Source organism: Pseudomonas sp. YJ42, from assembly GCF_047225135.1.
Taxonomy (GTDB): Bacteria; Pseudomonadota; Gammaproteobacteria; order Pseudomonadales; family Pseudomonadaceae; genus Stutzerimonas; species Stutzerimonas stutzeri_E.
Genome location: NZ_CP178378.1, coordinates 1,071,000 through 1,096,156, shown reverse-complemented (window position 1 = coordinate 1,096,156; position 25,157 = coordinate 1,071,000). Strand labels below are relative to the sequence as shown.

The following is a 25,157-nucleotide window of genomic DNA, read 5'->3' as shown; positions in this document are numbered from 1 at the left end:
GAGCGCTCCTATGGATGACTATCAGGACGAGATACTCGAATGGCACGCCGCAGAGCAGGACGGTCCTGAGCCGGCCGACGACGCCTTCGAGCTTTAAGACCGCCACTGGCGTTTCGCTGCAGCACGACGAAACGTCAGCGGATCAATCAGCGCGCCGCTGCGCGCGCCGATATTCCCCCGGTGTTTGTCCGCTCCAGCGTTTGAACGCGCGTTGAAAGGCTTCCGCCGAGGAAAATCCCAGTAGCCAGGCTATCTCGCCGAAAGCGGATTCGGTATCCCGTATGTAGGCCATTGCCAGGTCGCGTCGTGTGTCGTTGAGAATGGCCCGATAGCTGGTGCCTTCTTCCTCGAGCTTGCGACGCAGGGTCCAGGGTGGCAGCTGCAAGCGGCTGGCGATCTGCTGCAGATCGGGTTCTTGGCCCTTGAGCATCGGCCCTAGGAGTTGGGTGACCCGCTCGCGCAGGCTGCGGGTACGGGTGCGCTGCTCCAGCTCCGCCTCGCAGAGCTCCAATAGCTGGCGCCAGGTGCCAGGGCAATGTTCCGGGTTGCGCAAAGCCAGCGTGGCTCTGTCCAATCGCAGCTGATTGTGTTCGGCCGCGAACTCCACCGGTTTCGTGAAGAACGTCTCGTAGGAAGTTGCGTAGATGGGGCGCTCGAACTCGATGTGTACCGCCACGGGTACCAGCGGGGAAGCGGCCACCGTGCTCAGCTGAGTGATCCAGCTCGCCAATACCGTATCCACGACGAACCGGTTGTAGCTGTTGTAGGGGCTGATCGAATAGAACCGCAGCCAGGCTCCTTTGGCATCCTCATGGAACCCGGAGGCGCCGCGGTAGTTGGATGCATACAGCGGTTCATAGCGGATCAGCGCGCGGGCGGCTTCTCGAACGGTCGGCGCCTGGGTTGATGTCACCCCGACCAGACCAAGATGCCCGGCCTTGCGCAATCGTCCCATCTCCAGGCCCAGGCTCGGGTCGCCAGTCAATTGTATGGCGGCATGGCCGAGGCGCATGTAACGCGGGATCGAAAGCCGGGCACGCGGTTCCGAGAGGCGCGCGGGATCCAGCCCGTAAGCGTCGAGTAGCGGTTGCGGATCGATCTGCTTTGCCAGCAGGGCGCTGCTCAGGCTATGCACGAAGCCAACCGAGAGATCACCCAGGCGCACTCGCTGCCGATTCATGGTCGGTCCGGTAGCCACAGGTTGGTCAGTTGCACCGGTTCGTTGTAGCGTTGGCGGACAGGGCGCCGCGGAGAGCCGACCAAGTTCCACGGCAAACCGAGGGTACGTACCTCCATGCGCGGCAGGGTGGTCTGTGGCGGGTTGCTGGCTGCGCAGGTAACCGGCGGATCATCGCGCGCGCCAGGCAGAGCGAGTAGATCGGCATCGGCTGGCGGTGATCGAGTGTATCCATCGCAGCCGATCAGCACCGCTAGACGTCCGGCGGGTGTCAGCAGCGCGGACGACGGTGCATCCGGGGCCTGACTATAGCGGCGTTCGTAGCGGCTGAGCCCCATCTTGTACTGCAGCGGTCCGATGGGTTCGCCGTCGGCGGCAAAACTCAGACTGACCTGGCGAAGCGGGCCATCGCCGATCTGCAGGCGTCCTTCCTCAAGGCGCGGCTCGGGGAGCACGATGGAACCTGCGACCAGCGTCACTCCGTAATCACGGGCAAGGCCGCCGAATATGCGCTGATAATCATCGGCCATCTGCCGGCCCTTGATTTTCAGAACGGCCTCGGTGCGGTGGTCTTCACCCTCGTTATCGAGCAGCGCTCGAAGGTACGTCCATGGATTGCTCAGCGCCATCCAGTGCATGGCGTCGCGCAACGTGCGCGCCTGCTGCACTTCAGGTTTTTCTCCCAGGGCAAACAGCCCGGTGCCGACGTGTTCCGGCAGCACGACGATAGTGCGCGAGTCCAGTAGGCCGGCATCGCGTGCCTGGTTGAGATAAGTGGTGAATTTCAGTTGCAGCCGTTCTCTGCTCTGGTAGTCAGCCGGCGTCAGGCGGGTTTCCACGCCGAGCAGATTGCCAGCAGGGCCTGGCTGCCCGTGGCTGTTGATCGGCAGGATGCGCAGATCGGACAGCAGCGGGCCACTGCGCCGGTCGCGCGTCCAGTCCAGGTAGAGGCTGAGCGCGACGAGGACGAGTACCGTCAGGCCGAATAGTTTGCTGTAGGTGCGCATGACTGAGGTTGGTTAAACGTGTGGGAGGAGACTAGAGACATGCCCGATGATTGCCAAGTGTTTTTGCGCGATAGGGTCAGGCAGTTGTCAGTTTCGATCATTGAGCGAGGCGCAGCGCCTGTTTATCTTCACGACACAGTGACCGCGACCCCACGAGGCGTGGCATTCCTACCGTTGACCCTGGGCCGCTGTGACCGTGCCGCCTGATCGAGGAACGAACATGACCGCTTTTCCGCACCTGCTGGCTCCGCTGGATCTGGGCTTCACCACCTTGCGTAATCGCACGCTTATGGGCTCGATGCACACCGGTCTTGAGGAGATGCCCAACGGATTCGAGCGTATGGCTGCATTCTTTGCCGAACGCGCCCGTGGCGGCGTCGGCCTGATCGTTACCGGCGGGGTGGGGCCCAACGAAGAGGGTTCGGTGCGGGCCGGTGCCGCCAAACTGTCGACGGGCGAGGAGGCCGAAGAGCACAAGATCGTTACCCAGGCCGTGCATGAGGCAGGTGGCAAGATCTGCATGCAGATTCTTCATGCCGGGCGTTATGCCTACAGTCCACAGCTGGTCGCACCGAGCGCCATTCAGGCCCCGATCAACCCCTTCACGCCGCGTGAGTTGGATGAAGAGGGCATCGAAAAGCAGATTCGCGACTTCGTCAATTGCGCCAGCCTGGCGAAGCAGGCCGGCTATGACGGCGTCGAAATTATGGGGTCGGAAGGCTACTTCATCAACCAGTTCCTCGTCGCGCATACCAACCACCGCACCGACCGTTGGGGCGGCTGCTATGAAAATCGCATGCGTCTACCTGTGGAGATCGTGCGGCGTGTGAGAGAGGCCGTGGGGCCGGAGTTCATCATCATCTATCGCCTGTCGATGCTCGACCTGATGGAAGGCGGCAGTATCTGGGAGGAGGTGGTGCAGTTGGCCAAGGCCATCGAGCAGGCCGGCGCGACACTGATCAACACAGGCATCGGCTGGCACGAGGCGCGTATCCCGACCATCGCTACAAAGGTGCCGCGTGCGGCGTTCACCAAGGTGACCGCCAAGCTACGTGGCGAAGTCGGTATCCCTCTGGTGACTACCAACCGCATCAACACACCGGAAGTCGCCGAACAGGTGCTGGCTGAAGGCGATGCAGACATGGTGTCGATGGCACGACCCTTTCTGGCCGATCCGGATTTCGTCAACAAAGCGGCGGCCGATCGCAGCGATACCATCAATACCTGCATCGGTTGCAACCAGGCCTGCCTCGACCATACGTTCAGTGGCAAATTGACCACCTGCCTGGTCAATCCGCGCGCCTGCTACGAAACCGAGCTGAACTACATTCCTACCGCGTCAGTGAAGAAAATCGCGGTCGTTGGCGCCGGCCCGGCGGGGTTGTCGGCCGCGACCGTCGCCGCCGAGCGTGGCCATCAGGTGACCTTGTTCGACTCGGCCAGCGAGATCGGCGGCCAGTTCAACGTCGCCAAACGTGTACCAGGCAAGGAAGAGTTCTACGAAACCTTGCGTTACTTCAACAGCAAGCTCGAGAGCACCGGTGTCGATGTCCGCCTGGATACCCGCGTCAGTGCGGCGGACCTGCTGAACGGCGGCTATGACGAGATCATCCTCGCCACCGGTATCGCACCGCGCACACCGCAGATCCCAGGCATCGAGCATCCGATGGTGATGAGTTACCTCGACGCGATTCTGCAACGCAAACCCGTTGGGCAGCGCGTCGCGGTGATCGGCGCCGGCGGCATCGGCTTCGACGTTTCTGAATTCATCACCCATCAAGGTCAGTCGACCAGCTTGGACCGTGAAGCGTTCTGGAAGGAGTGGGGCATAGACCTCGGGCTCGAGGCGCGTGGCGGCGTCGCCGGAATCCAGCCGGCACCGCACGCACCGGCGCGTCAGGTCTATCTTCTGCAGCGCAAGAAGTCCAAGGTCGGCAATGGTCTGGGCAAGACCACCGGCTGGATTCATCGCACTGGCCTGAAGAACAAGCAGGTGCAGATGATCAGCGCTGTGGAGTATCTCAAAGTGGACGATCAGGGCCTGCATATTCGTGTCGCCGACGGCGAGCCTCAGGCGTTGCCAGTGGATACCGTGATCGTTTGTGCAGGACAGGACCCACTGCGTGAGTTGCAGGCTGAGCTCGAGGCAGGGGGTGCCAAGGTGCACCTGATCGGTGGCGCGGACGTGGCCGCCGAACTCGATGCCAAGCGGGCCATCAACCAGGGCTCGCGTCTCGCGGCTGAACTCTGAGTATCCAGGCCCCGCTACGAGCGGGGCTTTTTTCTTGCGCAACAAAGGAGCTCCGCATGAATACTTCCCTCGCGATGCAGCCGGCCGTTGCTGCGACTGTGCAGCGCTGGCATCGGATGATCGACGCCCAGGATCTCCAGCAACTACCGGAGCTGCTGCATCCGCGGGCGGTGTTCCGTTCGCCGATGGCTTTCAAACCCTACGAGAGCGCAGTGGCGGTCAATCTGATCCTCAATACCGTGGTAACGGTATTCGAAGACTTTGAATACCATCGCCAGTTGGTCAGTCCCGATGGCTTGAACGTCGTGCTGGAATTCAGCGCACGCGTCGGTGATCGACAGCTCAAGGGCATCGACATGATCCGTTTCGATGAATCTGGACTGATCACCGATTTTGAAGTCATGGTGCGCCCAATGAGCGGCCTGCAGGCGCTCGGCGAGGAGATGGGCAGGCGCCTGGCGCCTCAGCTTGCCGCGCTGACGCGGTGATCGTCCACCTCCGATGCCACCATAGTTTGCTGGTTGCACCTCGCTGCGAATAAGCATGCCGACTCGCTGCCAACCCAGTCACATCGCCCGCTGCAGTTTTTCCCCTAAACTTGCGCCAACCATGGGATGGCGGCGTCGGTGCGGTTGCTGTCTCGGAATTTTCGCTGGCCGATCAAGCCGTTGAGGGTGCGAGCATGCAGATCAAACCGCAGACGGTCGAAGCCGTGCTGTTCTTCAACGATGACGGCGTCTGCAAGGAAATGCTCTATCCGGAATTCGAGGCGATGCTCGATGGGGTCGTGAGCATGCCCGAATTCGCCGATCAGCAGATGCGCGTCGCCTATGTACTGATCAACACCCGCTTGCAGGTTCGCGCGGCGGTGTTCTTCTATCTCGATTTCAACGAAGACGGTTCGGCTGACAGTGGCTGGAACATTCCGCTGCGCAATCTGGCCGAACGTACCGGGCGCGGGCCCGATCTGGGCGCGGGCCCCATTCGCCTGGCCTGCCGCAGTCAGTGCCCGGTCTCCTGGTACCAGATGCATCTCTGGGATCCGGAACTGACCCAGAGCAAGAATCACCTCGTCATGCTGCGCGATCGGGTCAGGCGCAACCAGCTTGGTCTTCTGGTCGAGGAAGAACAGCCTCAGACGGTACCGGCCGAGCGACTGCAGATGGTCGCCGAAGACACCTGGTACGCGGCTGATTCGGCCAAGCAAACCGCCACCCGACGGGCAGAGAAACTGGAACAGGAACAACGGCTGAAGGCCGCGCAACTGATCAAGCAGCAGCGTCTGCGCATCGCCAATCTTGAGCAGCAGCGCGAGGCCGATATCACCAGGTTGCGCGAACTGGCCGCACAGCAGCATGCCAAGCTGCAGGACGAGCTTGCCCAGTTGCGTCAGGAGCTGGTGCACAAAGAGCAGCTTGCCGCAGACCTGCGGGCACAGCTCAACGAACAGGCTGAAGGCTTTCAGAAAACCCGCGAAGAGATGAGCCGACAGCTCCGTGCGTTGGAACACAATAGCCGCGCCGAAGCGCAGGCTGCGCGTGCGCAGTTCGATGATGAACTACAGCGGCAAGTCGCAGCAGCCGTGGCTGAGTACAAGGAGCAAGTATCCATACGCGACGTCGAACTGGCCTACCGCAACGAACTGGATAGCCAGTTACAGGAAGAAATCGAGCAGCTCCAGAAGCAACGTGATGCGCTCATCGAGCAGAGTGGTGAGCGCTCCCTGGAACGTCTTTCAGCGCTTGGCGTGGCGTTCATGGCCTACCATCCCGGTGCCGGTCACCTGACTATTCCACTTTCTGATATGGCCGGTTATCAGCAAAACCCGCTCGCCTATGCTGCGGCTAAATGCGCGGTCTCCGAAGAACAGTACGGTCAGTGGGTTCAGCATTATCAGCAGCCCACCTGCATTGCCACGCTGTCCAGCGGAGAACGCTGCAATATGCCGTTGGACAAAGTGGAGTCGCCGGGGCGTTTCGTCATTGGACATTCCAACTGCTGTGCCAGGCATCGATCGCAGGACCGGCTACGCACGGGTAGCTGATGCACGTGCCTGCACTTTCAGCGTTTTCCCCAGAGGCTGTGCCTGCGCCGTTGCACACCGTCGACTTACCCTGGCTGCAGCGAGCGAACATACAGCTCGCCGTGTTGCGCCTGGACGTGATCGATCCCGAGTTGTCTGGAAACAAGTGGTTCAAACTCGTCCATCACCTGCACGCAGCCCAGGCGGCCGATGCGCCAGGACTGATCAGCCTCGGCGGTCCGCATTCCAACCATCTTCACGCGCTGGCCGCCGCGGCCAAGCGCTTCGGGCTTGCCAGCGTTGGCCTGTTGCGCGGGCATCCCCAGCGAACCGCGACAGTAGAGGATCTGCAGGGCTTCGGCATGCAGCTGCACTGGCTGGGTTACGCGGGCTACAGGGCGCGGCATCAGCCGGACTTCTTTGACGTCTGGCGCCAGCGTTACCCGGACTATCACTGCATACCTGAAGGTGGCGGTGGATTGGCGGGTGCCCTGGGTTGCGCGCCCTTGGTGCTCCGCGTACGGGAGCAGCTTGCCGCGCTTAGCTGGGACGACTACGACGGCTGGTGGTTGGCTGCTGGCACCGGAACGACGCTGGCCGGGTTGGTGATGGGTGAGGCGGAGCAGGGTAACCGATGGGTATATGGGGCGCTGGCGGGGCCACCGTCTCACGGCGTCACGCAGGAGGTCGACCGACTGCTGGGTGAGGCCGGTGTCGTCTCCGCAAATTATCAGCTGATCGATGCGAGTAGCGGTGGTTTCGGCCAATTCGACGAGACTCTGGCTCGCTTCATGGTCGAAACCGAGCGGGCGGCCGAGCTACCTCTGGAGCCGGTTTATACAGCTAAAGCGATGATGGCATTGCGCCTTTATGTGGAGCGCGGTTATTTTGCGACCGGCACGCGGCTCATCTTCGTGCACACCGGTGGCCTGCAGGGTCGACGGGCTGCCCAGGCACAGCTGGACGAGCTGCTGCGCTGAACTTCTGTACTTGGAATCCATGGATGAACAAGCCGTTACTCCCCGATCAGATACGCAGTCTGACTCCGCTCAATGCGCTCTCGCCTCGTCAGTTGCAATCGCTGCGTGACCAGTTGATCCCTCGCCCGCTGCTCGCCAACCAGTGGCTGTTCGATGGCGAGATCGAGCTCGGGTCGAGCTATTTCCTGCTGACCGGTTCGCTGTCCATGCAAGGCGCGGACGGCGTGGCTTGGCGAATGTTCGCTGGCTCTCCAGAAAGCTGCCATGTGTTCAGTGCCGGTAGCCGGCTGATTCAGGTACAGGCGCTGGAAGACTCCAGTGTGCTGGTAGTCGATAGCGCACTGTTGGATCGTTCATTAGCCTGGCATCAGAGCCATTCCGATCTGCTTCTCCAGCTGGCGACCACTGGTGAGCTGACCGAATGGCTCGAGGAACTGCTGGAAAATCCGTTGTTCGCCAAGGTGCCGGCGGAAAACGTGCGGAGCATGTTGGGCAAGCTCGAGGCAATCGAGTTGCCTGCCGGCCATGTGTTACTGCATGAAGGCGATGCCGGAGATTGCTGTTACTTCCTAAAAAGCGGCTGTGCGGAAGTGATGATCGGCTTTGATAGCGACGAGCAGGTAGTGGCTGAGTTGGGCGTCGGTGCCTGTGTCGGCGAAGAAGCCTTGCTGACCGAGAGCCCGCGCAACGCCACTGTGACCTTGCTCGAAGAGTCCTGTGTGCTGCGTCTGGCGCGGCAGGATTTCATTGCCCTGCTGAAGGCGCCAGTGGTAGCCGAGCTAGGGCTGGCGCAGGCCAACGAACTGGTCGCTCAAGGCGCGCAATGGCTGGATGTCCGACTGCTGGACGAATACCAGCGTGGCCATGCGCTGCAGGCGCTGAACATGCCGCTGCATCTGTTACGCCTGAAAGCGCGCCTGCTGAAGCAAGATCGGGTCTATCTGTGTTACTGCGACAGCGGCAAGCGTAGCGCCAGCGCGGTCTTTCTGCTGACCCAGCTGGGCTTCACCGCCTATCCGTTGCGCGACGGGCTCGATGCCCTGTCGGCGGAGGAGTATGCGGCCTTGCTGTGCGAGCAGGGCAGTGGCTATCTAGCGCGTTCCGGCGGGCGTACCGAGCGTAGCGGCTGATGATCGGAGTCAGGTTGCGCTTGCCGCCCATTAGAACAGCGCGGCAACCACCCAGCCGGCAATGCCACCGGCCAGCACCACCACCCAGGGGGGCAGCTTCCAGACCATCAGGGCGACCAGGGCGATCAGCGCCAGGGTAAAGTCGCCAGGGCCGAATATCGCGTTGGTCCAGACCGGGTTGTACAGTGCCGCCAGCAGCAGGCCGACCACCGCCGCGTTCACCCCAACCAACGCCGCCTGTACTTGGCGATTGGCGCGCAGCCGATCCCAAAAAGGGATCACACCGAATACCAGCAGAAACGAAGGAATGAATACCGCGACGAGGCATAAACCTGCGCTCACCAGACGGGTGCCTCCCTCGTTCATCGATCCACCGAGAAAGGCGGAAAAGGTGAACAGCGGCCCCGGTACTGCTTGGGCGGCTCCGTAGCCCGCGAGAAAGGTGTCGTTGCTGACCCAGCCGTTGGGAACGACCTCGGCCTGTAGCAGTGGAAGCACCACATGACCACCGCCGAACACCAGCGCGCCGGTGCGATAGAAGGTATCGAGCAATGCCAGCCATTGGTTGGTCGAGGCGAGTGCCAGAACGGGCAGCACGATTAGCAGGGCGAAGAATGCCAGTAGAAACAGGCTGGCTGCTGAGCGACCCGCATAGAAATGCAATGGAGTCGAAGGGGCTTGCATCGCCGGGCGAAACACCAACAATCCAAACACGCCTGCCAGCGCGATGACGCCGAGTTGTGCCCAGGCGTTGGGTAGGACCAATACCGCGCAGGCCGCCAGCAGCGCGACGATCCTGCGCGCGCCATCGGTACACAGGGTCCGCGCCATGCCCCAGACTGCCTGAGCCACGACCGCTACCGCGACGATTTTCAGGCCATGCAGGAACCCTTCCGGAACGGCATCGCCCCAGTTGGCGATGCCGAGGGCGAACAGTGTCAGCGCAATCGCCGAGGGCAGGGTAAAGCCGGCCCAGGCGGCGAGCGAGCCGCGGTAACCGCCACGCAACAGGCCGATGGCGATACCGACCTGGCTGCTGGCGGGGCCGGGGAGAAACTGGCAGAGCGCGACCAGATCGGCATACCGCGCCTCATCCAGCCAGTGGCGGCGGTTGACGAATTCTTCGCGGAAGTAGCCGAGATGGGCGACCGGACCGCCAAACGAGGTCAGCCCCAGGCGCAGGAACACCAAAAATATCGCCCAGGCGGTCGAACGCTGTCGGTGGTCTGAGGTAATGGACATGGAAGCTTCTGCTGTTGGCGTGGACACGTCGGCTGGCCTGGCAGTATGCGATAGACGGATGACAGGTTGGCGGCAACGCCGCGTCAATCATCCCGGCCAGCTATCGGGTACCACGAACAGGCGCTCGCGCTCGACCCAGCGGCCGTCCGTATCCTGCTCAAGGCGTGCCATGAGCCTCGCCTGCTTGCCGTTGACTTCGGCTATCCAGCGCTCGATTTCCTCGGCTGACCAAGACTGGCTGCCGTCCAGCTGTGCCGGTGCCAACCAGGCCTGACGGCGCAGCGGCTGCCAGCGTGTCGCGCCATCGGCCACTGTCGCGTTCACCCAATCGCGCTGCCGTAGCCAATGTCCATCGAGATGCAGCGGATGGGCCCCGGCCGGTGGCTCGCACCCGGACGACCACGGCTGAAACAGATAACCGCCAAGCCAGAGGGCACTGTCGATTTCGCTGCAGGTCAACTCGGCGAGAAGCGCCTTCGCAGCTGCGCTCGACGAGAGTTGCAGCTGATGCTCGCAGAGTCTTTGAAGTTTGATGTCCAGTCGGTCATGGCTGCCGGGCCCTAGCCAGTGATCGTGCCGACGGCGGTCACCTGCTTCCAGGCCCAGGTAGAACTTCACCGCCAACTCGACATGATGGACGCCTTCGGCGTCGTGCAGGATCAGATCCAGTTCGCCCAGCGTATGACCTCCCTGGCGGATCGGCAGATTGGCCACCAGCAGCTCGACGTCCGGCGCCTGACCCAGCGCGAACTGCCAGAGGCGCTCGTAATACAGGCCCAACCGGCGGATGCTGTGTTGTGCCAGCCACGCCTCGAGCACAGTCGGCTGGCCGTCGTGCGACAGCAGCCAGTCGGCAAGCTCGCCGGGGTGAGAGGCCCAGCGACTGGCTGCGAACGGGTGTCGCTGCGGGGCCGGCGTATCGCTCAGCAGGGGAGGCGACATCAGCACCCACGCGAGATCCCGCACCTGAGGATGCAGCAATCGGGGCATCAATTCAGCAAGATAAGACGGGCTCATGCAACAAGCATAGCCGGGATGGTTTGCTGCCACTTCGAGCTTTCGCCCATAATCCCTGCGCCGCGTCGCAACGGGATTCCGGGCAGCGCGCGGCGTTGAACTCAATCGCGCCCGCGCGACACCAATCTAGTGCCTGTTACGCTTCGGCCGGCCTGCGCCCCGATGCACGCCCGCCCGTTACCAGCCACGCCTATCAGGGAGCTTCAATGGATCAGTTCCGCAATATCGGCATCATCGGCCGCCTGGGCAGTTCCCAGGTGCTGGATACCATTCGCCGGCTGAAGCGGTTCCTCGTAGAGCGCCATCTGCATGTCATTCTCGAGGAGAACATCGCCGAGGTGCTGCCGGGCCATGGCATGCAGACCTCGTCGCGGCAGAGGCTGGGCGAGTCCTGTGACCTGGTCATCGTGGTCGGAGGTGATGGCAGCCTGCTCGGTGCTGCACGGGCGATGGCCAGGCATCGTGTTCCGGTGCTGGGAATCAACCGTGGCAGCCTGGGTTTCCTCACCGATATTCGTCCCGACGATCTGGAAGAAAAGGTCGCCGAAGTGCTTAGTGGGCAGTACACCCTGGAGAACCGCTTCCTGCTCGAGGCCCAAGTGCGGCGCTTCGAAGAGTCCATCGGCGAGGGTGACGCGCTCAATGATGTGGTGCTGCATCCCGGCAAGTCGACGCGGATGATCGAGTTCGAACTGTACATCGACGGCCAGTTCGTCTGTAGCCAAAAAGCCGACGGGCTGATCGTCGCCACGCCGACCGGCTCTACGGCTTATTCGCTGTCCGCCGGCGGGCCGATCATGCATCCGCGTCTGGATGCCATCGTCATCGTGCCGATGTATCCGCACACCTTGTCCAGCCGCCCGATTGTGGTGGATGGCAACAGCGAGCTGAAAATCGTGGTCTCACCGAACATGCAGATCTATCCGCAAGTATCGTGTGACGGCCAGAACCATTTCACCTGTGCGCCAGGCGATACCGTCACCGTGCGCAAGAAGCCGCAGAAGCTGCACCTGATTCACCCGCTTGACCACAACTATTACGAGGTGTGCCGTACCAAGCTTGGCTGGGGCAGTCGCCTTGGTGGAGGGGAATAGTGATTGTCGATCCGGAGCGCAGCTACGACCTCATCGGGGACGTGCACGGTTGCGCCCATACTCTGGAGCGTCTGCTCGAGCAGCTCGGTTACAGCCGGCACGGGGGCATCTGGCAGCACCCGCGGCGGCAAGTGATCTTCCTTGGCGACATCATCGACCGCGGCCCGCGCATCCGTGAGGCGCTGCACCTGGTGCACGACATGGTCGAGGCGGGGCAGGCCCACTGCATCATGGGCAATCACGAGTTCAATGCGCTGGGGTGGTACACACCGGCCCCGCCGGAGAGCGGCAAGACCTTCGTCCGCGAACATTCGCCCCGCTATGAGATGCTGCTGCAGCAGACCTTTCAGCAGTTCGAGGATTATCCGGAGGAATGGCGGGCGTTTCGCGAATGGCTCATGGAGCTGCCGCTATTTCTTCAGTGTGAGCGCTTCCGTGTGGTTCACGCCTGCTGGGATAACACGGTGATCGGCCAGTTGCGCCAGCGCCTGCAGCAAGGACGGGTCGATCCCGAGTTTCTGCGTGACGCTGCCTTTGCTGATGGGTTTGCCGCCAAGGCGCTGGATCGTCTGCTGCGTGGCACCGATATGCCACTGCCGGAAGGTCTGACGCTGACCAGCGCCGAGGGTTTTACCCGCAGTTTCTTCCGCACCAAATTCTGGGAAGAGAACCCAAAGACTTACGGCGATATCGTGTTTCAGCCCGACGGCCTGCCGGAGAAGGCGGCGCGCCTGCCGCTCAGCGAAAGCCAGAAGAGCCGCCTGTTCCTGTACGGTCCCGACGAGCCGCTGTTGTTCGTTGGGCATTACTGGCGTAGCGGCGAACCCGCTCCCATACGGCATAACCTGGCTTGCCTGGATTACAGCGCGGTGAAATACGGCAAGCTGGTAGCCTACCGACTAGACGATGAAACCCGACTCGACCCAGCGAAGTTCGTCTGGGTGAATGTGGAGCGCTGAATGATCGTCGTAGAGGCGTTGCGTCTGCCGTTGTCGGAAGATCTGAGTGGCTTCATCGCATTGCTGCGGCGTCTGCAGGTGCCCTGCCGGGTCTCGGAAGAGGCGGGCGAACAGGTGCTGAGGGTGCCGGCAGAAACGGCTGAGCAGGTCCGTGAGCTCTATCAGCGCTATCCGCAAGGGGATGGAACGGTCGTCGCCGAGCAGCCGCCGCGGCGAGGAGGTGGGTTCTTCGCCAGCCTACGGCGTAGCCCGCTGACAGCGATGATGTTACTGCTGACGTTGTTTGCGGCGGCCACCACCATGCTGGGCGAGAATTTCGAGACCATCCGCTGGTTCAGCTTCAGCGATTTTCGCATCGACGGCGAATACGCCTATTTCGCCACCCTCGAACAGACCCTGGCCGAAGGTCAATGGTGGCGGCTGATCACGCCGATCTTCGTGCACTTTGGCTTTCTACATCTGGCGATGAATTCCATGTGGTACTGGGAGCTCGGGCGGCGTATCGAATATCGACAGGGTGCATTGATGCTGTTGGGGTTGACCCTACTGTTCGGCGTTGTCTCCAGCCTGTCGCAATATACGTTTGGCGGTCCCGGCATTTTCGGCGGGCTCTCCGGTGTGCTCTATGGATTGCTGGGGCATTGCTGGTTGTTTCAGAAACTGTCGCCGGGCGAGGCCTACCGACTGCCACCCGGTGTGGTGGTGCTGATGTTGATCTGGCTGGTGGTGTGTCTGAGCGGCGTGGTCGATGTGCTCAGTTTTGGCGCGCTGGCGATCGCCAACGCGGCCCATGTCGGTGGGCTGGCCGCCGGCTGCCTGACCGGTTTCCTCGGTGGGCTGCTATCGCGTCGCAGGGCGGCGGGCCGGCGCAACTGAAAGGCTGATCGGGTTTTCCCTAAAGCGGCGGCGCTCGGTAGAATGTCCGCTTGTTCTCCGGGAGCCGGCCATGTCGTCCTTTATCGAAGCCATCGAAAACATTACCCCCGAAATCTACGAAAACCTCAAAACCGCCGTCGAGCTGGGCAAGTGGAGCGACGGCCGCAAGCTGACGCCCGAGCAGAAGGAAACCTGTCTCGGCGCGATGATCGCCTGGGAAATGAAGAACCTCCCCGAAGAGCAGCGCACCGGCTACATGGGTGGCCAGGAGTGCGCCTCCAAGAGCAAGAACAAGGCGCCGATCGACACCAGTCTGTTCGCCCCGGCTTCTGGAACGCGACACTGATGCTTGAACTCGGACGCGGCGCCCTGAGCAAGATGTCGGTTCAGCTCGGCGCGCCGGCGCAGTACTCGTTCCGTCTCGATGAACACCGGGTGCCGGTCAACCCGCTGATCGGCAAGACCCTGCGGCTGGAATATCTCGGCGCCATTCATTGCAGCCATTGTGGACGCAAGACCAACAAGAGCTTCAGCCAGGGGTATTGCTATCCCTGCTTCAAGAAGCTGCCGCAGTGCGACATCTGCATCATGAGCCCGGAAAAATGCCACCACGACTTCGGCACCTGCCGCGATCCGCAGTGGGGCATGGATTTCTGCATGACCGACCATGTGGTGTACCTCGCCAACTCGTCGGGCATCAAGGTGGGCATCACCCGCGCCACGCAATTGCCGACGCGCTGGCTTGACCAGGGCGCGAGCCAGGCGCTGCCGATCATGCGCGTCGCGACCCGACAGCAGTCCGGCATGGTCGAAGACCTATTGCGCAGCCAGGTGGCCGATCGCACCAACTGGCGCGCGCTGCTCAAGGGCGATGCCGAGCCCATCGACCTGATGGAGATTCGCGAGCGGATCTTCGATGCCTGTGCCGATGGCCTGCGAGATCTGCAGCAGCGTTATGGACTGCAAGCGATCCAGCCAATGGCGGATGCCGAGGTGCTGGAAATCCGCTACCCCGTCGAGGCCTATCCCACCAAGATTGTCAGTCTAGACTTGGAAAAGACCCCCGTCGTAGAAGGCACCCTGCGCGGTATCAAGGGTCAATACCTGATCCTCGACACAGGCGTGATCAACATTCGCAAGTTCACCGCTTACCAGGTGGCCGCAAGCTGCACGCCGTAAACCCAAGCTTGTAGGTGGATTCAGCTTCATCGATTCACCAAACGAACCATTCACTCGCAGCTTCAAGCTCGCAGCTTGAAGCTGCCTCGAAGAGGCCAACCCAATGCGCACCGAACAACCGAAAGTCATTCATCTCAAGGATTACCAGGCGCCTGAGTACCTGATCGATGAAACCCATTTGACCTTCGAGCTCTACGAGGACCGTACCCTGGTCCATGCGCAACTGGTAATGCGCCGCAACCCGGATGCGGGCGCTGGGCTGCCGCGGCTCGAGCTGCACGGCCAGGATCTGGAGCTGCTCTCACTGTCGATCAATGACCGGCCACTTGGCCTTGGCGATTACGAGGTGGCTGGGGAGTGCCTGACGCTGCAACCTGACGCGGCCAGCTTCACCCTCGACAGCAGCGTGGTAATCCACCCCGAGAGCAATACCGCGCTGGAAGGCCTCTACAAATCCGGCAGCATGTTCTGCACCCAGTGCGAGGCCGAGGGGTTCCGCAAGATCACCTATTACCTCGACCGTCCGGACGTGATGAGCAAGTTCACCACCACGGTCAGCGCCGAGAAACAGGCCTATCCAATCCTGCTGTCCAACGGTAACCCGCTCGCCAGTGGAGAAGAGGATGATGGTCGTCATTGGGTGACCTGGGAAGATCCGTTCAAAAAGCCTGCCTACCTGTTCGCCCTGGTGGCCGGCGATCTTTGGTGCGTCGAGGACAGCTTCACCACCATGAGCGGGCGCGACGTGGCGCTGCGCATCTATGTCGAGCCTGAGAACATCGACAAGTGCCAGCACGCCATGGACAGCCTGAAGAAGTCGATGAGGTGGGACGAAGAGGCCTACGGTCGCGAGTACGACCTGGACATCTTCATGATCGTTGCGGTCAACGACTTCAACATGGGTGCGATGGAGAACAAGGGCCTCAACATCTTCAACTCCAGCGCCGTGCTGGCGCGTGCCGAAACCGCTACCGACGCCGCTCACCAGCGGGTAGAAGCGATCGTCGCCCATGAATATTTCCACAACTGGTCGGGCAACCGCGTCACCTGTCGCGACTGGTTTCAGCTGTCGCTGAAGGAAGGCTTCACGGTTTTCCGTGATTCGCAATTCAGCGCCGACATGAATTCGCCGACCGTCAAGCGCGTCGAAGACGTCTCCTACTTGCGTACGCACCAGTTCGCCGAGGATGCCGGCCCGATGGCCCACTCGGTGCGCCCGGAGTCCTTCATCGAGATCTCCAACTTCTATACCCTGACCGTCTATGAGAAGGGCGCCGAAGTGGTGCGCATGATTCAGACACTGCTGGGCGAGGAGGGCTTTCGCAAGGGCAGCGACCTCTACTTCGAGCGGCATGACGGCCAGGCCGTTACCGTCGATGATTTCGTCAAAGCCATGGAAGACGCCAACGGCGCCGATCTGACGCAGTTCAAGCGCTGGTACAGCCAGGCAGGCACACCGCGTCTGGCGGTCAGCGAGCAATACGATGACGCCAACAAGAGCTATACGCTGACCTTCCGTCAGAGCTGTCCGCCAACACCGGGGCAGAGCGAGAAGCTGGCGTTCGTGATTCCGGTTTCGCTGGGCCTGCTCGATAGCCAAGGCGCGGAAATTGCGCTACGCCTGCAGGGCGAAAGTGCGGCGGCTGGGACCACCCGCGTGCTCGCGGTCGACCAGCCCGAGCAGAGTTTCACATTCGTCGACGTTCCCGAGCAGCCGCTGCCCTCGTTGCTCCGCGGTTTCTCGGCACCGGTGAAGCTGGAGTTCCCCTACAGCCGTGATCAGCTGATGTTCCTCATGCAGCACGATTCCGACGGGTTCAACCGCTGGGAGGCGGGGCAGCAGCTGTCCGTGCAGGTACTGCAGGAGATGATCGGTCAGCACCAGCGCGGCGAAGCGCTGCACCTGGATCAGCGTCTGGTCGAGGCGCTGCGCAGCCTGCTGCAGGACGAGTCACTCGATCCCGCCATGGTTGCCGAAATGCTCTCGCTGCCCAGTGAAGCCTACCTCACCGAGATCAGCGAAGTGGCCGATGTCGATGCCATCCATGCGGCGCGTGAGTTCGCCCGAGAGCGCATCGCCACCGCGTTGTTCGATCTGCTCTGGAAGCGTTATCAAGCCAATCGTGAGGTCTCTCGGCAGACGCCTTACGTGGCCGAGGCTGGCCACTTCGCCCGTCGCGCGCTGCAGAACATCGCGCTGTCCTACCTGATGCTCAGCCGCAAGCCCGAGGTGGTCGCCGCCTGTGTCGAACAGTTCGACCAGGCGGACAACATGACCGAGCGTCTGACCGCATTGGCGGTGTTAGTCAATTCCGATTTCGCTGCCGAGCGCGACAAGGCGCTGGAAGCCTTCGCCGAGCACTTCAAGGATAACCCGCTGGTGATGGATCAGTGGTTCAGCGTGCAGGCCGGCAACACCCAGCCGGGCGGCCTGGAGCGCGTCCAGCAGCTGATGCAACATCCGGCGTTCACGCTGAAGAACCCGAACAAGGTTCGTGCGCTGATCGGGGCTTTCGCCAACCAGAACCTGGTCAACTTCCATCGAGAGGACGGTGCCGGCTATCACTTCCTCGCCGATCAGGTCATCGTGCTGAACACCCTCAATCCGCAAATCGCCTCGCGCCTTCTTGCGCCGCTGACCCGCTGGCGCAAGTACGATGCCAGTCGCCAAGGCCTGATGAAGGCCGAACTGGAGCGCATTCTAGCCTCGGGCGAATTGTCCAGCGATGTCTACGAGGTGGTCAGCAAGAGCCTTGCTTGACGCACTGACCGCGTGAGCCGGGCCAACGAAATGAGATGACCCGAAACGACAATCCCGCGCATCGTCGCGGGATTGTCGTTTTCGAAGTCGTGAAACCCTTCTTCGAAGCGGAACGCGTCGCGCGGCGAAGCCCCGTGCCATAAGGCATGCCTATCGGACAACATCAATCAGCCCGGCTTAACAAAACATAACGTCCAGACAATTGCCGGCGCTTTCGAAAGCCCTATAGCATGGCCCAGCCTGATATCAAATCAGGCCTTACCTAATAAGAATAAAGGGGGTATGTATGAGTGAGCCCGTCATGTGGCGCACCCAGTTCGGCCGTGCGACAGAAGCACTTCGCAAGCCGATGTTCAGCTCGTCGCTGGTGAGAACACTCTCGCTCTACAGTGTTGTGCTCTCCACTCTGGTACTGATCGCTGCACCGGCTCATGCACAAAGCGCCACGGAGCCCGGCACTCGCTATGCGATCGAATCGCAAAAAGCCGCATCCTCACTTCTTCTTGATATTGCCTATGCCGGCTCGCGTTTGGTGGCTGCAGGGGACCGGGGGCACATCCTTTATTCCGATGACGGAGGCGCCACTTGGTCGCAGGCCAAGGTGCCCACCCGTCAACTGCTCACTGCCGTGTATTTCGCCGATGACAAACAGGGCTGGGCGGTCGGCCATGACGCGTTGATTCTGGCGACCAGTGACGGCGGCGAGACCTGGACGCGGCAGTACGAAAACCGTGAAGGCGAGGTGCCGCTGCTCGACGTCTGGTTCGAAAGCCCGCAACACGGCTTCGCGACCGGCGCATACGGCGTGCTGCTGGAAACCACCGACGGTGGCCAGAACTGGGAAGACGTCGCCGACCGCCTCGATAACGAGGACGGCACGCACCTCAACGCCATCGCAGAAATTCCTGGCTCCGGTCTATTCATCGTCGGCGAAATGGGCGGCATGTTCCGTTCCACTGATGCGGGCGAAACCTGGGAGCGTGTCGAATCGCCTTATCAAGGTTCCTTCTTCGGCGTGGTCGCTGGCGGCGAGCCTGGCGTGGTCGTGGCATTCGGCCTGCGCGGGCACCTGTTCCGCTCCACCGATTTCGGTGACAGCTGGCAGCCGATCGAGTTGCTCGACGGCGGCGAGCCGATCGAGTCGGGGCTCGCGGACGGCAATCTGCTACCCGATGGGCGCATCGTGGTGGTAGGCCATGGCGGCACCGTGCTCAGCAGCGAGGACAAAGGGCAGAGTTTCAAGCTATTCAGTCGGCCGGATCGGCGCTCGCTGTCAGGCGTCGTCGCCAACCCGGATGGCAACCTGGTCCTCGTCGGGCAGAGCGGCGTCAGGGTCGTTTCGCCGAGCGGCGCGAACCTGCCCGTAAAACAACAATAAGCCGGAGCCACCATGACCAAGCATCAACAGAAACCGGCCTCTTTCCTCGAGCGCCTGATCTTCAACAATCGACCGGCAGTGATCCTTATCTGCCTGTTGGTCAGCGTGTTCCTGTTCTACCAGGCTGCCCAGGTTCGTCCTTCGACCAGTTTCGAAAAGATGATCCCGCTGGGGCATCCCTACATTCAGAACATGCTCCAGCATCGCGATGACCTGGCCAACCTGGGCAACACGGTGCGGATTTCCGTCGCGGCGAAGGATGGCGACATCTTCTCCAAGGAATACATGGAAACGCTGCGTCAGATCCATGACGAGGTGTTCTACATTCAAGGTGTCGACCGCTCCAACATGAAGTCGCTGTGGAGTCCGAGCGTCCGCTGGACCGAGGTGACAGAGCAGGGCTTCGCCGGCGGTGAGGTGATCCCACAGACCTATGACGGGTCGCCACAGAGTCTTGGCGATCTGCGCAGCAACATCCTCAAATCCGGCCAGATCGGCCGCCTGGTGGCGAACGACTTCAAATCCAGCATCATTGATGTGCCGCTGATGGAGTCCTATTCGGACCCGGATGACCGCAGCAAGCTGATCAAGCTCGACTACCAGAAGTTCTCCCATGAGCTGGAAGAGAAGATTCGCGACAAGTACGAGGCGCAAAACCCGAACGTCGAGATCCACATCATCGGTTTCGCCAAAAAGGTCGGCGATCTGATCGATGGTCTGGTCGGTGTTGCCCTGTTCTTCTTCGTCGCCATCGGCATCACCCTGGCTCTGCTGCTGTGGTTTACCCGCTGCTTCAAAAGCACCATTGCGGTGGTGGTCACCACCCTGATCGCGGTGATCTGGCAGCTCGGCCTGCTTCACACGCTCGGTTTCGGCCTCGATCCGTACTCGATGCTGGTGCCGTTCCTGGTCTTTGCGATCGGTATTTCCCACGGGGTGCAGAAGATCAACGGTATCGCCATGGCGTCCGGCGAAACCGATGATCCGCTGTCCGCCGCGCGCATGGCGTTCCGCCAACTGTTCATCCCCGGCATGGTGGCGCTGGCATCCGACGCGGTCGGCTTCGTTACGCTGCTGCTGATCGATATCGGGGTGATCCGAGAGCTGGCCATCGGCGCGTCGCTGGGCGTGGCGGTGATCATCCTGACCAACCTGATCCTGCTGCCGGTAGCGATCTCCTACATGGGCATCAGCCGGCGCGCGGTCAAGCAGGCCCGCGAGGAAGCGGCTCGAAACCATCCGTTCTGGCGCTTGCTGTCGAACTTCGCCAATCCAGTGGTTGCGCCGATTTCCATCGTCATCGCCTTGCTGGCGGTCGGTGGCGGCCTTTGGTACGGCCAGAACCTGAAGATCGGCGATCTCGATCAGGGCGCCCCGGAGCTGCATCCGGACTCTCGCTACAACCTCGATAACGATTTCGTGATCCGCAACTACTCCACCAGCTCCGACGTGCTGGTGGTGATGGTCAAGACCGCCCCTGAAGGCTGTGCCCATTACGACACGCTCGCCGCCATGGACGAGCTGATGTGGAAAATGGAAAACACCGAAGGCGTGCAATCGGCGGTTTCGATGGTCACCGTGGCGCGGCAGAGCATCAAGGGCATGAACGAGGGCAGCCTGAAGTGGGAAACGCTGTCGCGTAACCAGTTCGTCCTCAACAGCTCCATCGCCCGCGCCGAAGGCATGTACAACAGCGACTGCTCGTTGGCTCCGGTCCTGGTGTTCCTCAACGATCACAAGGCCGAAACGCTGGAACACGTGGTCTCCGCAGCACGGGAATTCGCCGAGGAAAACAACCGCGAAGGGCTGGAGTTCGTTCTTGCCGCCGGTAACGCTGGTATCGAGGCGGCCACCAACGAGGTCATTGCCGCATCTGAAACCACCATGCTGATTGCGGTGTATGCCGCGGTAAGTTTCATGTGCCTGCTGACCTTCCGCTCCGTGGCGGCGACACTCTGCGTGATCCTGCCGTTGGTGCTGACCTCCATCCTCGGCAACGCCTTGATGGCGTTCATGGGAATCGGCGTGAAGGTAGCGACGCTGCCGGTGATCGCCTTGGGCGTGGGTATCGGTGTCGACTATGGCATCTACATCTACAGCCGTCTGGAGTCCTACCTGCGTCAGGGCATGACGCTGCAGGAAGCCTACTACCAAACCCTGAAATCCACCGGCAAGGCGGTGATTTTCACCGGCATCTGCCTGGCGATCGGCGTGTTCACCTGGGTCTTCTCGGCAATCAAGTTCCAGGCCGACATGGGCCTGATGCTGACCTTCATGTTCCTCTGGAACATGGTCGGCGCGATCTGGCTGCTGCCGGCACTGGCACGCTTCCTGATCAAGCCGGAGAAGCTGCGGCACAAGGCGTGATGCTCAAGCGGCAAATAAGAACCGCGGCCCTAGGGTCGCGGTTCTTTTATGACTGGGAGAAAGGGGCACTGATGGATGCTCGCCCTCAAAAGCGGGGGGGAGCGATCATTGATGCGGGCGCGTGGCGAGCGGCCCTCTCGCTCTTCGTGAAGGTGGCAGGGCTTAGGCTGTCTGGCTCAGTATCTGGGTTACGGCCTGCGCCGCCACGTCGCCGATGACCAGGATTGCCGGGCTCTTGAGCATGAAGCGGGTCGCGTCGGTGCACATCGCACCCAGGTCCGAGCGGCATTCGCGCTGCTGTGGCAGGGAGGCGTTTTCGATCATGGCCACCGGTGTACTCGCCGGCAGCCCGCCCTCGATCAGACCGGTCTGTACCTGCTGCAAGCTGCTCACGCCCATGTAGACGACCAGCGTCGTGCCGGTCTTCGCCAGTGCATGCCATTCGGGGCTGCTGCCGTCGAGCGTGTGTGCGGTGATCAGCGTCACGCCGCGAGCAATACCGCGCTGCGTCAGGGATATCCCGCACTGGGTGGCGCCCGCCAGCCCGGCGGTGATGCCATTGACCATTTCGACTTCTATGCCGCGCTGGGCCAGCCATTCGGCCTCTTCGCCGCCGCGGCCGAAGATGCACGGATCGCCGCCTTTCAGGCGTACCACGCATTTCCCCTGACGGGCGTAGCGCAGCATCAGCCGGTGAATGAAGGCCTGAGGCGTCGAGCGGCAGCCGCCGCGCTTGCCCACTGAAATCACCCGTGCGCTCGGGCAATGTTCGAGCACGGCAGGATTGACCAGATCGTCGATCAGCACCACCTGCGCCTCGCCCATGGCGCGCACGGCCTTGAGCGTCAGGAGTTCCGGGTCACCAGGACCTGCGCCCACCAGCCAGACTTTTGCGCTCATGCTTCCACCTCTCGTGCTGCTGTGGTCGTGTCGGTAATGCGTTGTGCATCACCGGTTCTGCTCTCTTACCGTTCAAGCCACCGCTGGCTGTTTCACCAGCAGTCGCTTGATTTCCGGTACGCAGGAGCCGCAGCTGGTGCCGCAGCCCAGTTCCTTCTTCAAACCATTGAGATCGAGCCCCCGGTCGATGCCGGCACAGATCGCCTCCTGACTGACGTTCATGCAGTTGCACAGCGTTTTGCCAGCCTTGAACTCGCTCCCACCTGGGGAAGTGTTCAACGGCGCTAGCATCCAGCGGCGCAGGGCGGCATCGGCCTTGCCGTCCTGCCAGAGGTTTTTCAGCCAGTGGCGCGCGGCCGTCTCACCGGAAAGACTCAGGGCTACGATGCGGCCCTCCTCGATCCTGACCCGCTTGCCGACCGCGCGCCGCGGATCGTCGTAGGCCACCACAGGCCCGTTGTCGAGCCCCAGCAGCTGATCGAATCGCGCCAGCAGCTCGGCGCTGGGCGCCTCGATGCAGGCTGCTCGGACCACCAACGCCGGACGCTCACGGCCGGCCAGGCTGAAGCTGGCGTACGCAAAACCGTCGAACAACGGACGCAGGGCTTCGAAGCGCCGCTGCACCGTGCCTTCCACCAGGGCGAAGAATTGCCAGGGCAGCTCGACCGTCTCCACTTCGACTCCGGCGTGCTTGAGTTCGGGTTGTTTCGACAGCGGGTCGAAGGCGGGCAGGGTAATGACATTCACGCCCAATCCCTTGAGAAAGCGATCGCCCCAGTGCATGGGCAGGAACGCCTGCCCGACCCGCAGGTTGTCGTCTTTCTGCACTGGCAGCACCAGTTGACCGCGACGGCCACGGACACGGACCAGCTGACCGTCGAGCAGACGACGGCGGCGCATGTCGTCGGCGTTCATGCCAAGGACCGCTTCTTCCACATGACCGAATAACCGCGCGGCGGTGCCGGTGCGGCTCATGCCGTGCCAGTGGTCGCGCAGACGGCCCGTGTTGAGGATCAGCGGAAAGCGCGCTTCGCGCTTTTCCTGCGGGGCCTGGTAATGCTCGGCGAGAAAGCGTGCCCGGCCATTTGCGGTCGGAAACACACCGTCGCCGTAGAGCCGCGGCGTACCTTGCGTGCTGCCGGCAGGGAAGGGCCACTGTTGCGGGCCGAGTTGGTCGATCAGTGCGTGGCTGAGCCCGGAGAGGTCCAGATCGCGACCCCGGGTCAGCAGTTTGTATTCTTCGAACAGCGCGGCAGGGCTGTCGAAGTCGAACAAGCCCGGCTGATCGGGGCGCATCATCTTTTCCAGCCGACGGGCAAAGTCGCAGGTGATCGACCAGTCGGCACGGGCCTCACCAGGCGCAGGAATGGCCGCACGCACATGGCTGACGCGGCGCTCGGAGTTGGTCACCGTGCCTTCCTTCTCGCCCCAGCTGGCGGCGGGCAACAGCAAGTCCGCGTAGCGACAGGTCTCGGTGGTGAAGAAGGCTTCCTGAACCACGACGAAGGGGCAAGCGGCCAGTGCTTCGTGGATCTTCTTCTGGTCCGGCATGGACTGAGCTGGGTTGGTGCAGGCGATCCACAGCGCCTTGATCCGCCCGCTGTGCACGGCGTCGAACAATTCGATGGCGGACAGTCCGGTGGTTTCGGGCAGCCTGTCGACACCCCAGTAAGCCGCCACTTCGGCACGATGCGCCGGGTTGCCGGCTTCGCGGTGGCCGGGCAGCAGATTGGACAAGCTGCCGGTTTCGCGGCCGCCCATGGCGTTGGGCTGGCCGGTGAGCGAGAAGGGCCCGGCGCCGGTGCGGCCGATCTGTCCGGTGGCCAGATGCAGATTGATCAGGGCGCTGTTCTTGGTACTGCCTGAACTCGACTGGTTCACGCCCATGCACCAGAGCGACAGGAAGCTCGGCGCATTGCCGATCAACCGCGCGCAGCTTTGCAGTTCGTTCACGCTGATGCCGCACAGGTCCGCGACCATCGATGGGTTGTAGTCACGCGCCAGGGTCTTCAGCTCATCGAAGCCGTCGGTGTGCGCATCAATGAAGTCCCGGTCGATCCAACCTTCCCACAGCAGCAGATGCAGAATGCCGTGGAACAAGGCGACATCCGTCCCCGGCAGAATGCCGAGGTGCAAATCGGCCAGCTCGCAGGTGTCGGTGCGGCGAGGGTCGACGACGATGACCTTCATGTCCGGCCGCTTCGCCTTGGCCTCTTCCAGGCGGCGAAACAATACCGGGTGGGCGTAGGCCATGTTGCTACCAACGATCAGCACGCAGTCGCTCTGCTCGATGTCCTCGTAGCTGCAGGGGGGGGCGTCGGCGCCGAGGCTGCGTTTGTAGCCGACCACTGCCGAAGACATGCACAGGCGGGAGTTGGAGTCGATGTTATGGGTGCCGACCAGCGCGCGGGCGAGCTTGTTGAACGCGTAGTAGTCCTCGGTCAGCAGCTGGCCGGAGATGTAGAAGGCGACGCTGTCGGGGCCGTGTTCGGCGATGGTCTCGGCGAATACGGTGGCGGCGTGGTCCAGGGCGGTGTCCCAGTCGGTGCGGGCACGTGCCAGCCCCTTGCCCAGGCGCAGCTCGGGATACAACGCGCGGGCGTCAAGATCGCCGGTCAGGTGCAGGGTCGAGCCTTTGCTGCACAGCTTGCCGAAGTTGGCCGGGTGGCTCGGGTCGCCGGCGACATCGAGGATGCGCTCGCCGTCGTGCTCGATCAGTACCCCGCAGCCCACGCCGCAGTAGCAGCAGGTCGAGGCGGTTGTCTGGCGCATGGCGTCGTCTCCTGGCAATTCGTTCATGGATGGGCTCGCTAGCG

19 protein-coding genes are annotated in these 25,157 nt (G+C 62.1%); 13 read left to right on the top strand and 6 right to left on the bottom strand.

Annotated features, from left to right (window positions below):
- Positions 1-142: 142 nt before the first annotated feature.
- Complete coding sequence (locus tag ACL0K2_RS04750) at positions 143-1,180, bottom strand: AraC family transcriptional regulator (RefSeq protein ID WP_239610597.1); 1,038 nt, start codon at positions 1,178-1,180, stop codon at positions 143-145.
- Entirely contained in the window at positions 1,177-2,184 is a 1,008-nt protein-coding gene (locus tag ACL0K2_RS04745; RefSeq protein ID WP_239610596.1) for a carbon-nitrogen hydrolase, read from the bottom strand. The genes ACL0K2_RS04750 and ACL0K2_RS04745 overlap by 4 nt, the downstream gene beginning before the upstream one ends.
- Positions 2,185-2,404: 220 nt before the next feature.
- On the opposite strand from ACL0K2_RS04745, the gene ACL0K2_RS04740 reads away from it, so the two are divergent.
- The 5 genes from ACL0K2_RS04740 (at position 2,405) to ACL0K2_RS04720 (ending at position 8,568) form a co-directional block, all read left to right on the top strand.
- Positions 2,405-4,435, top strand: coding sequence for an FAD-dependent oxidoreductase (locus tag ACL0K2_RS04740; RefSeq protein WP_413043917.1), 2,031 nt, complete (start codon positions 2,405-2,407; stop codon positions 4,433-4,435).
- A 56-nt stretch (positions 4,436-4,491) separates the two neighbouring features.
- Complete coding sequence (locus ACL0K2_RS04735) at positions 4,492-4,923, top strand: nuclear transport factor 2 family protein (protein WP_239610594.1); 432 nt, start codon at positions 4,492-4,494, stop codon at positions 4,921-4,923.
- 194 nt (positions 4,924-5,117) lie between these two features.
- Positions 5,118-6,479, top strand: coding sequence for a chromosome partitioning protein ParA (locus ACL0K2_RS04730; RefSeq protein ID WP_045162483.1), 1,362 nt, complete (start codon positions 5,118-5,120; stop codon positions 6,477-6,479).
- Positions 6,479-7,438, top strand: coding sequence for a 1-aminocyclopropane-1-carboxylate deaminase/D-cysteine desulfhydrase (locus ACL0K2_RS04725; protein ID WP_413043916.1), 960 nt, complete (start codon positions 6,479-6,481; stop codon positions 7,436-7,438). The genes ACL0K2_RS04730 and ACL0K2_RS04725 overlap by 1 nt, the downstream gene beginning before the upstream one ends.
- Positions 7,439-7,461: 23 nt before the next feature.
- A complete protein-coding gene (locus ACL0K2_RS04720; protein ID WP_413043915.1) occupies positions 7,462-8,568 on the top strand; it encodes a cyclic nucleotide-binding domain-containing protein in 1,107 nt (368 codons plus the stop codon).
- Positions 8,569-8,598: 30 nt separating this feature from the next.
- Here the strand turns inward: ACL0K2_RS04720 and chrA are convergent, their stop codons facing one another.
- Both chrA and ACL0K2_RS04710 read right to left on the bottom strand, forming a co-directional pair.
- Positions 8,599-9,804: a chromate efflux transporter gene (gene chrA / locus ACL0K2_RS04715; RefSeq protein ID WP_413044440.1), complete on the bottom strand. Its 1,206-nt coding sequence runs from the start codon at positions 9,802-9,804 to the stop codon at positions 8,599-8,601.
- 93 nt (positions 9,805-9,897) lie between these two features.
- Positions 9,898-10,827 (bottom strand): DUF1853 family protein, encoded by a 930-nt coding sequence (locus ACL0K2_RS04710; protein WP_239610591.1) that lies wholly within the window; start codon positions 10,825-10,827, stop codon positions 9,898-9,900.
- Positions 10,828-11,033: 206 nt separating this feature from the next.
- On the opposite strand from ACL0K2_RS04710, the gene ACL0K2_RS04705 reads away from it, so the two are divergent.
- From ACL0K2_RS04705 to ACL0K2_RS04670, 8 genes are all read left to right on the top strand, one after another.
- On the top strand, positions 11,034-11,921 hold the full coding sequence (locus tag ACL0K2_RS04705) for an NAD(+) kinase (RefSeq protein ID WP_025242211.1): 888 nt from the start codon (positions 11,034-11,036) through the stop codon (positions 11,919-11,921).
- Positions 11,921-12,880 (top strand): metallophosphoesterase, encoded by a 960-nt coding sequence (locus tag ACL0K2_RS04700; RefSeq protein ID WP_045162478.1) that lies wholly within the window; start codon positions 11,921-11,923, stop codon positions 12,878-12,880. The genes ACL0K2_RS04705 and ACL0K2_RS04700 overlap by 1 nt, the downstream gene beginning before the upstream one ends.
- Positions 12,881-13,756, top strand: a complete 876-nt coding sequence (locus ACL0K2_RS04695) for a rhomboid family intramembrane serine protease (protein WP_413043914.1) — start codon at positions 12,881-12,883, stop codon at positions 13,754-13,756.
- Positions 13,757-13,826: 70 nt separating this feature from the next.
- Positions 13,827-14,102, top strand: coding sequence for a YeaC family protein (locus ACL0K2_RS04690; RefSeq protein WP_045162476.1), 276 nt, complete (start codon positions 13,827-13,829; stop codon positions 14,100-14,102).
- Positions 14,102-14,935 (top strand): DUF2797 domain-containing protein, encoded by an 834-nt coding sequence (locus ACL0K2_RS04685; RefSeq protein ID WP_413043913.1) that lies wholly within the window; start codon positions 14,102-14,104, stop codon positions 14,933-14,935. Before ACL0K2_RS04690 ends, ACL0K2_RS04685 begins: the two co-directional genes overlap by 1 nt.
- Positions 14,936-15,038: 103 nt before the next feature.
- Positions 15,039-17,696, top strand: coding sequence for an aminopeptidase N (pepN, locus tag ACL0K2_RS04680; protein ID WP_413043912.1), 2,658 nt, complete (start codon positions 15,039-15,041; stop codon positions 17,694-17,696).
- Positions 17,697-17,982: 286 nt separating this feature from the next.
- Positions 17,983-19,074 (top strand): WD40/YVTN/BNR-like repeat-containing protein, encoded by a 1,092-nt coding sequence (locus ACL0K2_RS04675; RefSeq protein WP_413043911.1) that lies wholly within the window; start codon positions 17,983-17,985, stop codon positions 19,072-19,074.
- A gap of 12 nt (positions 19,075-19,086) precedes the next feature.
- Complete coding sequence (locus tag ACL0K2_RS04670; protein WP_045162472.1) at positions 19,087-21,441, top strand: efflux RND transporter permease subunit; 2,355 nt, start codon at positions 19,087-19,089, stop codon at positions 21,439-21,441.
- Between the two features lie 162 nt (positions 21,442-21,603).
- Here ACL0K2_RS04670 and cobA read toward each other — a convergent pair whose 3' ends face one another.
- Both cobA and ACL0K2_RS04660 read right to left on the bottom strand, forming a co-directional pair.
- Positions 21,604-22,341, bottom strand: coding sequence for a uroporphyrinogen-III C-methyltransferase (gene cobA, locus ACL0K2_RS04665; RefSeq protein WP_413043910.1), 738 nt, complete (start codon positions 22,339-22,341; stop codon positions 21,604-21,606).
- A gap of 72 nt (positions 22,342-22,413) precedes the next feature.
- Positions 22,414-25,140: a molybdopterin-dependent oxidoreductase gene (locus ACL0K2_RS04660; RefSeq protein WP_413043909.1), complete on the bottom strand. Its 2,727-nt coding sequence runs from the start codon at positions 25,138-25,140 to the stop codon at positions 22,414-22,416.
- Positions 25,141-25,157: the final 17 nt, after the last annotated feature.

Coding starts and splice junctions, on each gene's coding strand:
- ACL0K2_RS04660 (WP_413043909.1), bottom strand. CDS start 25,140: ATGAACGAATTGCCAGGAGACGACGCCATGCGCCAGACAACCGCCTCG.
- ACL0K2_RS04750 (WP_239610597.1), bottom strand. CDS start 1,180: ATGAATCGGCAGCGAGTGCGCCTGGGTGATCTCTCGGTTGGCTTCGTG.
- ACL0K2_RS04725 (WP_413043916.1), top strand. CDS start 6,479: ATGCACGTGCCTGCACTTTCAGCGTTTTCCCCAGAGGCTGTGCCTGCG.
- ACL0K2_RS04695 (WP_413043914.1), top strand. CDS start 12,881: ATGATCGTCGTAGAGGCGTTGCGTCTGCCGTTGTCGGAAGATCTGAGT.
- pepN (WP_413043912.1), top strand. CDS start 15,039: ATGCGCACCGAACAACCGAAAGTCATTCATCTCAAGGATTACCAGGCG.
- ACL0K2_RS04720 (WP_413043915.1), top strand. CDS start 7,462: ATGAACAAGCCGTTACTCCCCGATCAGATACGCAGTCTGACTCCGCTC.
- ACL0K2_RS04705 (WP_025242211.1), top strand. CDS start 11,034: ATGGATCAGTTCCGCAATATCGGCATCATCGGCCGCCTGGGCAGTTCC.
- cobA (WP_413043910.1), bottom strand. CDS start 22,341: ATGAGCGCAAAAGTCTGGCTGGTGGGCGCAGGTCCTGGTGACCCGGAA.
- ACL0K2_RS04675 (WP_413043911.1), top strand. CDS start 17,983: ATGAGTGAGCCCGTCATGTGGCGCACCCAGTTCGGCCGTGCGACAGAA.
- ACL0K2_RS04690 (WP_045162476.1), top strand. CDS start 13,827: ATGTCGTCCTTTATCGAAGCCATCGAAAACATTACCCCCGAAATCTAC.
- ACL0K2_RS04735 (WP_239610594.1), top strand. CDS start 4,492: ATGAATACTTCCCTCGCGATGCAGCCGGCCGTTGCTGCGACTGTGCAG.
- ACL0K2_RS04670 (WP_045162472.1), top strand. CDS start 19,087: ATGACCAAGCATCAACAGAAACCGGCCTCTTTCCTCGAGCGCCTGATC.
- ACL0K2_RS04710 (WP_239610591.1), bottom strand. CDS start 10,827: ATGAGCCCGTCTTATCTTGCTGAATTGATGCCCCGATTGCTGCATCCT.
- ACL0K2_RS04685 (WP_413043913.1), top strand. CDS start 14,102: ATGCTTGAACTCGGACGCGGCGCCCTGAGCAAGATGTCGGTTCAGCTC.
- ACL0K2_RS04740 (WP_413043917.1), top strand. CDS start 2,405: ATGACCGCTTTTCCGCACCTGCTGGCTCCGCTGGATCTGGGCTTCACC.
- ACL0K2_RS04745 (WP_239610596.1), bottom strand. CDS start 2,184: ATGCGCACCTACAGCAAACTATTCGGCCTGACGGTACTCGTCCTCGTC.
- ACL0K2_RS04730 (WP_045162483.1), top strand. CDS start 5,118: ATGCAGATCAAACCGCAGACGGTCGAAGCCGTGCTGTTCTTCAACGAT.